Source organism: Ornithinibacter sp., from assembly GCF_035443565.1.
Classification (GTDB): domain Bacteria; phylum Actinomycetota; class Actinomycetes; order Actinomycetales; family Dermatophilaceae; genus Fodinibacter.
Genome location: NZ_DAORSO010000120.1, coordinates 1 through 7,070, shown reverse-complemented (window position 1 = coordinate 7,070; position 7,070 = coordinate 1). Strand labels below are relative to the sequence as shown.

The following is a 7,070-nucleotide window of genomic DNA, read 5'->3' as shown; positions in this document are numbered from 1 at the left end:
GCGGCGTCGTCCCAGGAGATGGCGATGAGCGTCATGGGCGCCAGCCTAGGGTGCCTACCGACCCGAGCCGGCACCAGTCGTCGGGGCCCAGCAGTCGGCGGAGCCCACCAGTGATCGGAGCCCAGCAGTCGTCGGAGCCCGCTGGGGCTGCGAGGTGCGCACCCCCCGCCGAGGGGCTAGCGTCCGACCATGAGCCCGCGACCCACCCTGCGCCAGACCTCGCCCAGCCCTCGCACGCGCCGGGCCCGCTCCGCCGGAGCCCTCACCCTGGCGCTCACCATGATCCCGGCAGCGGCGTCCGCCGCCCACGGCGACGACCCGACCGTGCTGACGCCGATCGGTGGGGGCTACGTCACCTCGACCTTGGCCGGGTTCGCGGATGCCGCGGCGCTGGGTGCCAGCGGACCCACCGTCGACCTCGTCGTCGTCCCCTCGGCCTACGGCGACGGTGCCAAGGACCGGGCCGAGAACCTGCGGCTCGCGGCCGAACGAACTGCACAGCTCGACGCCGCGTGCGACGCTGCCGTCGCGTCACCGGCGAGCGGCTTCACCGGGTGCACCGCCACCCTGGCCGTGCTGCTGAACCGCGCCGACGCGCTCGATCCAGCCAACGCGCTCGCCCTGGCCGACCCCGGCACCGACGGCATCTACGTGCTCGGCGGCGACCAGGGCCTGGCCATGCAGGTGCTCGCCGACTCTCCGGCCGAGGAGGCGATCACCGCAGCCGTCCAGCGCGGCGCAGCCCTCGGCGGGACCAGCGCCGGAGCCGCCGTGGAGTCGCGCACGATGATCAACGGGTACCGCGGCTCCCTCGGGCCCGCTGACGGGCTCCAGCAGGGCTCGACCCTCATCTGGTGGGGTGACGACGCAGACCTCGAACGCGGCCTCGACGTCGGCTCGTCGACGGCGATCTTCGACCAGCACTTCCACCAGCGCGGCCGTCTCGGCCGGAGCCTGTCAACCATCGCGACCGCCGGCGAGCGCCTCGGCACCAGCCCGGTCGGAGTGGGGGTCGACTACGCCACCGGGGTGCGGGTCACCGGTGACACCGTGCTGTCGGACGTCTTCGGCGACGGGGCCGTGACGATCATCGACGACGAGACCCTCGGCGCAACCCACTCCTGGGTGGGCAGCCCGGCAACCCTGTCGGCCCGCCGCCTGCTCACCCACCTGATGACCGAGGACACCACCTACGACCTGGTCTCGCGCGAGTTCGCCCGCGCAGGCGAGGTGATCGCTCCTCCCCCGGCGAGCGCGTGGCTCGCCCCGGCATCCCCGTCGACCGTCGGGGGGACGGTGTTCCTCGGCGGTGGATCGCTCGGCAGCCCGGTCATCTCCGACGTGGTCGCTGCGGCCCGGGCGGTCGACTCCTCGAAGAAGGCGCGGCTCGTCGTCCTCGGCGGCGGTGCGTCGTCGAGCTCGCTGACCAGCGCCTACGCCCGGGCCGTGAAGAAGGCCGGGTGGGTCGGGCAGGTGAACGCGGTCGTCCACAACGGCAAGGGCTGGTCGGGCACGTCGCTCGCCGGCGCCACGGCCGTGGTCCTCGTCGGGGACGACCCGGTGGCGCTCGCGTCGTCGATGGCAGACCCGGCGTTTCGGGCCACGCTCACCCAGGCGGTGCGCAGCACCCCGGTGGTGTTCGCTGACGGCTCGATGACCGCCGTCCTCGGCGAGCGCTGGTCGGCCAAGGCCAGGCCCACGTCCAGCACCCTCGAGGCCGAGGGCGTCGCGGCGTACCGCGCCGACGACGCGCTCTGGCAGTTCGGGCTCGCGCTGGTTCCCGCCACCGTGGTCCCCCACCTCACCGACGACTTCCGCTGGGGTCGCCTCTACGCGGGCGTCGCGACGGCCCCCACGCAGCCCGCCATCGGGGTGGCCTCCGGGTCGGCCGTGGTGCTGAGCCCCGGCGGTGCCTCGGTCTCGGGTGCGTCGGTCGTCGTGGCCGACGGGTCGGGAGCGTCGTCGTGGGTCAGCGCCAACGGCGCACTCGGCGCGAGCGGGGTCGTCCTCGACGTCTTCGGGTCCGGTGAGCTGCTCGCGCGGTGATCCGCGTCCGGTGACCCTGATGTGACCCGCGTCCTTGTGTCTCGGGTCGCACCGTGCCACGGTCGAGGTGTGGAGCCACTGGTTCCACGACGACGGACTTCCTCAGCCCGCCGCCGCGAAGCACTCGCGATCGGAGGAAACCCGGATGAGCGCATCACGAGTTGTCGTCGGGGTCGACGGATCCCCGCTGTCCATGGCCGCCGTGTCCGCGGCCGCACAGATCGCCAGCGAGCGGGGACTGCCCCTGCACGTGCTGCACGCCTTCGCCGTCGACCTCCCGATGCTGGGGTTCGGCGAACTGGCGAAGGACTCCGACGTCGTGTCCACCCACGCGGACAGGCTCGTCACCCAGGGGGTTGCCCGCGCCCACGCGATCGACCCCTCCCTCACGGTGACCACCGCCGTCCGCGACGGCTACGCGAGCCAGGCCCTCGTCGATGCCGCACGCACCGCAGCCCTCGTCGTCGTCGGCGCCATGGGGCACGGGCTGTTCAGCCGAGCCAGTGTCGGCGCGGTCGCGATGCAGGTCGTGACGCACGCCCGCTGCCCCGTCCTCGTCGTGGGCCACGAAGGCGGCCCGACGGCATCCGAGGATGCTGCGGTCGTCGTCGGCGTGGACGGGTCCAAGCCGTCCCTGCGTGCACTGTCCGCCGCCTTCGACGAGGCCGTGCGCCGCAACGCTCCCCTGCGCGTCGTCCACGCCTGGGAGCCCAGCAGCGCCAGCGACCCCACGTTGTCGGGTGACTCGACGTGGAGTGACTACGCCGCCGACCTCGAGGGCACGCTCACCACGGCACTGTCCGCCCAGCAGGCCGCCCACCCGCACATCGAGGTCACCTACGAGGTGGTCACGGGTGAGCCGGTCCAGACCCTGCTCGACCACGCCGCAGACGCCGGGCTGCTCGTCGTGGGCAGCCGCGGATCGGGCGGCTTCCCCGGGCTGCACGTTGGGTCGACGGCTTTGCGCCTCATGGGCCGTAGCCCCTGCCCCGTGCTGTTCACCCGCTGACCAGGCAGGCGCGAGGCCCCGATCAGGCGTCGATGCGTCTGGTCGCGCCGAGCTGGTCGAGCACGAAGGCCCACTCCCACGCGATCTGCTCCCACGCGGCATACCGGCCGCTGCGGCCCCCGTGCCCGGCGGCCAGTTCGGTGCGCATCAGCACGGGCCGCTGCTCGAGGTCGTTGGTCGAGACCTCGCGCAGCCTGGCGACCCACTTGGCCGGCTCGGTGACGTAGACGCGGGTGTCGTGCAGGCTCGACGTGGCGAGCACCGCCGGGTACCGGGCCGCGCGCACGTTCTCGTAGGGGGCGTAGGCCCGCATCGCGGCATAGACCTGCGGGTCGTCGAGCGGGTTGCCCCACTCCTCCCACTCCCCGATCGTCAGCGGCAGGTCGGGTTGCAGCATCGTCGTCAGCGCGTCGACGAACGGCACCGCGGCGTGCGCGACCCGGAAGTTCTCGGGCGCGAGGTTGAGCACGGCCCCGACGAGCAACCCACCGGCAGAGCCGCCCTCGAGCCCGACACGCTCGGGGTCGATCCAGCCGGTCGCCACGAGGTGGTCGACGCAGGCGAGGGTGTCGGTGAACGAGGTGGTCTTGGCGAGCAGCTTGCCCTCGTCGTACCAGCGGCGGCCGAGCTCACCACCCCCGCGCACGTGCGCCACGGCGTACACCACCCCGCGGTCGAGCAGGCTGAGCCGCGCGACGGAGAAGTAGGGGTCCGAGGAGATCTCGTACGCCCCGTATGCCGTGACCAGCCCCGGATTGGTGCCATCGGGCTCGACGCCCACGCGGTGCACGACCGAGATGGGCACGCGCGTGCCGTCGGATGCCGTGGCCCACTCGCGCCGTTCGGCGTAGTTCGCGGCATCGAAGTTCCCGAGCACCGGCTGCCGTTTGAGCAGGGTGCGCTCCCCGGTGCGCAGGTCGACGTCGAGGATCGAACGGGGCGTCACCCACGACTCGACGACGACCTGGACCGACGTCTGCCCGGGCTCGGGGTTGTCGCCGAGCCCGATCGAGTGCACGGGGGCGTCGACGGTGACGTCCCAGCCGGCGGCGTGCCCCGAGTCGCTCGACGCGTCGCGGGGAAGCACCCGCAGGGCGGTCAGGCCGCCGCTGCGCAGGGAGAGCACGGATGCCGTGTCGAACGCGTCGACGGAGACGAACCGTTCACCGTCGGTCGAGTTCAGGAACGCAACCCACTGCTCGTGGCTCGTCGCGTCGATCGGCGCCCACGCGAGGTCGGCGTCCGGGGTGTCGGTGTTGTGGACGATGAGCAGCCGGTCACCGGCCGGCTCGACGTCGTACTCGATGCCCTCGCGGCGCGGCGCGACGACACGCCACTCACCTTCCGGGTCCGCCGAGTCCAGCAGGTGCACCTCGGACGTCGTCTTCGAGCCCAGACCCAGCATGAGCCAACGCTCGTCACGACTTGACCCGATGCCCATCCAGAAACGCTCGTCATCCTCCTGGTAGACGAGCACGTCGTCGGCCGGGTCGCCGCCGACGCGGTGCCGCCACAGCTGGTGCGGGCGCCAGGCCTCGTCGAGACGCGTGTAGAAGACGAAGGTGCCGTCCAGGCTCAGCTCGACGCCGTAGCCGATCCCCGTGACCGACCTGTCGAGCACCTCACCCGTGCCGATGTCGCGGATGACCAGGTCGAAACGCTCGTCGCCTGCGGTGTCGACCGCGAACGCGACGAGCCGGTGATCGGCGCTGACGGTCATCGCCCCGAGGGAGAAGAACTCACTGTCGCCGGCCTCGAGGTTGCCGTCGACGACGACCTGTTCGCCCGCCACGGCATCCGCCTCGGGGTCGGGGCGCTGGGCGGCATCGGTGAGGGGGACGCGCACGTGCGAGGCGTACTGCCGGCCCGCGACGGTGCGCGAGAAGTACCACCACGGGCCGCTCGCGACCGGCACGGACAGGTCGGTCTCCTTGACGCGCGAGCGGATCTCCTCGAAGAGCTCACCGCGCAGACCCTCGAGGTGGGTCGTGCGGTCGGAGGCGTAGGCGTTCTCGGCCTCGAGGTGGGCGAGCAGTGCGGGGTCCTCGAGGTCGGCCATCCAGGCGTAGGGGTCCTCGAACGAGTCGCCGTGGTGCTCGCGCACGTGGGGCCGGCGCTCGGGGGTCGGGGGCGACGGCGGGGCGGGGCTCGGCATGGGCGTCACTGTATGCGGGTCGCAGCGTCCGGCAGCTTGGCGCCCCCAGCCGCCAACGTGCCGGACGCTGGGTGAGGGCGCGACGAGCGAGGGCCGCACCCCCTGACGGGAGTGCGGCCCTCGCGGCACTGCTGGGGCGACCGGTCGGTCAGAGTCCCGCGATCCGGTCACCCGGTGGGGTCAGGTCCGGATGGGTCTTGAAGTAGGCCACCAGGCCCTCCAGGTCACCGATACCTCCGACGACGTTCGTGCCGCTCTTGAATGCGGTGAACAGGTCGCCTCCGTCGGCGAGGAAGTTCAGCGTGCCGACGCGCACGGTCTCGGTGTCACCGATGGCGACGTTGTTCAGCTTCATCGAGCCGGGAACGACGCGCGAGCCCTGCGGTTTCGTGGCGTCCCACGTGTAGCTGAACCCGTCGGACACGCCCATGGCGAGCATCGGGCGGGAGCCGCGTGCCGGTACCGGCTGATACTGCTGCTCGAGCACCTGCTTCAGCTGGGCCCCGGTGAGGTCGAGGGCCACGTAGACATTGCCGAAAGGCGCGATGTCGAACGCCTCAGCGTAGGTGATCTCGCCGTCGGCCTCGCCGTACGAGATCTTGTTCAGGCTGGCCCGCACGCCACCAACGTTCATCAGGGCGACCTGCGCCCCGAGTGACGTGGTGTTGTCGAGGATCGCGTCCGCGACGAGGTTGGCCATCGGGGTCTCGATCGCGCGGTTGCTGTTGGCGTCTCCGGTGATCGGCTGGAGGTGGTTGCCGATGACGAGTCCCTTGAGCGGCGCGGCGAGAACGTTCCACTTGGCGATGATCTCGCTCTGGGCAGCATCGGGCGTGAAGACGCTGTGCTCGACGAGGATGTTCCTCGCCCTCGTTGCGGCACGGTTGACGTCACCGGTGCGACGGTCGATGACGAGGTTGGTCTCCGTCACGACCTGGCCGTAGGAGGCGGCGCTGGTCACGAGACGCGGCTTGCCGGCCGGGTCGGGGATCGAGCAGATGTACGGCTGGTGGGTGTGCCCGGTGATGAGCGCGTCGATGTCGGCAGACATCGTTCCCGCCATCTCGACGATCGGCCCGGACGCCTCCTTGCACTCACTGAGACCGCCGGTCTGGTAGCCGCCCTCGTGAAGGAGGACGACGATCGACTTCACGCCCTGCCGCTTGAGGGCCGCGGCCTGGGCGTTGGCTGTCTCGACTTCGTCCTTGAAATCGACGGTGGACACACCGGACGGGTTGACCAGGGTCGGCGTGGCCTCCAGGGTCATCCCGATGAACCCGATCTTCATGCCGTCGACGTTCTTGACCCACGTCCCTGGCAGGAGGGTCTTGCCGTCGTCCTTCTTCACGACGTTGGCGGCAAGCCACGGGAAGTCGGCGCCGGCGTACGGCTCGTCGGGGAAGTAGCACCCGTCGACCGGGTGGCAGCCGCCCTTCTGCATGCGCAACAGCTCGTCGGTGCCTTCGTCGAACTCGTGGTTGCCGACGCTGCTGACGTCGAGCCCCATCGCGTTGAGGCTCTCCACCGACGGTTCGTCGTGGAAGGCGCCGGAGATGAACGTCGAGCCGCCGATGAGGTCCCCGGCAGCGACAGTGAGCGAGCGGCCCTTGGGTGCCTCCGCACGCAGGCTCTTGAGCGCGCCCGCGAGGTGCTCGGCACCACCGGCGGGGATCCTGGCGGCACCGTACGTGTCGGTGGCCTCGAGGTGGCCGTGGTAGTCGTTGAAGGACAGCAACTGGACGGACTGCAGCGGGCCCTGACCGTTTCCAGCCATCGGCGGGGTGTTCTTGTCCTTGGCCATCGCCGGGGTGCCCGCGACGAGGGCTGCGATCGCGGTTGCCGCGATCCCGGCGCCGAGGA

4 protein-coding genes are annotated in these 7,070 nt (G+C 71.4%); 2 read left to right on the top strand and 2 right to left on the bottom strand.

Annotated elements, in window-relative coordinates:
• Positions 1–189 precede the first annotated feature (189 nt).
• Together PLL68_RS11240 and PLL68_RS11235 are read left to right on the top strand one after the other, a co-directional pair.
• The gene (locus tag PLL68_RS11240; protein ID WP_324534118.1) at positions 190–2,046 is read left to right on the top strand and encodes a Type 1 glutamine amidotransferase-like domain-containing protein; all 1,857 of its coding nucleotides are present in this window, start codon (positions 190–192) and stop codon (positions 2,044–2,046) included.
• 145 nt (positions 2,047–2,191) lie between these two features.
• The gene (locus PLL68_RS11235) at positions 2,192–3,055 is read left to right on the top strand and encodes a universal stress protein (protein WP_324534116.1); all 864 of its coding nucleotides are present in this window, start codon (positions 2,192–2,194) and stop codon (positions 3,053–3,055) included.
• Positions 3,056–3,077: 22 nt separating this feature from the next.
• Here the strand turns inward: PLL68_RS11235 and PLL68_RS11230 are convergent, their stop codons facing one another.
• Entirely contained in the window at positions 3,078–5,210 is a 2,133-nt protein-coding gene (locus PLL68_RS11230) for a S9 family peptidase (RefSeq protein ID WP_324534114.1), read from the bottom strand.
• Between the two features lie 148 nt (positions 5,211–5,358).
• Positions 5,359–7,070: bifunctional metallophosphatase/5'-nucleotidase (locus tag PLL68_RS11225; RefSeq protein WP_324534112.1), on the bottom strand; the 1,712-nt coding region annotated here is incomplete at its 5' end.

What these genes read in the sequence shown, in the direction of transcription:
- PLL68_RS11240 (WP_324534118.1), top strand. Translation starts at nt 190, where the DNA reads ATGAGCCCGCGACCCACCCTGCGCCAGACCTCGCCCAGCCCTCGCACG.
- PLL68_RS11235 (WP_324534116.1), top strand. Translation starts at nt 2,192, where the DNA reads ATGAGCGCATCACGAGTTGTCGTCGGGGTCGACGGATCCCCGCTGTCC.
- PLL68_RS11230 (WP_324534114.1), bottom strand. Translation starts at nt 5,210, where the DNA reads ATGCCGAGCCCCGCCCCGCCGTCGCCCCCGACCCCCGAGCGCCGGCCC.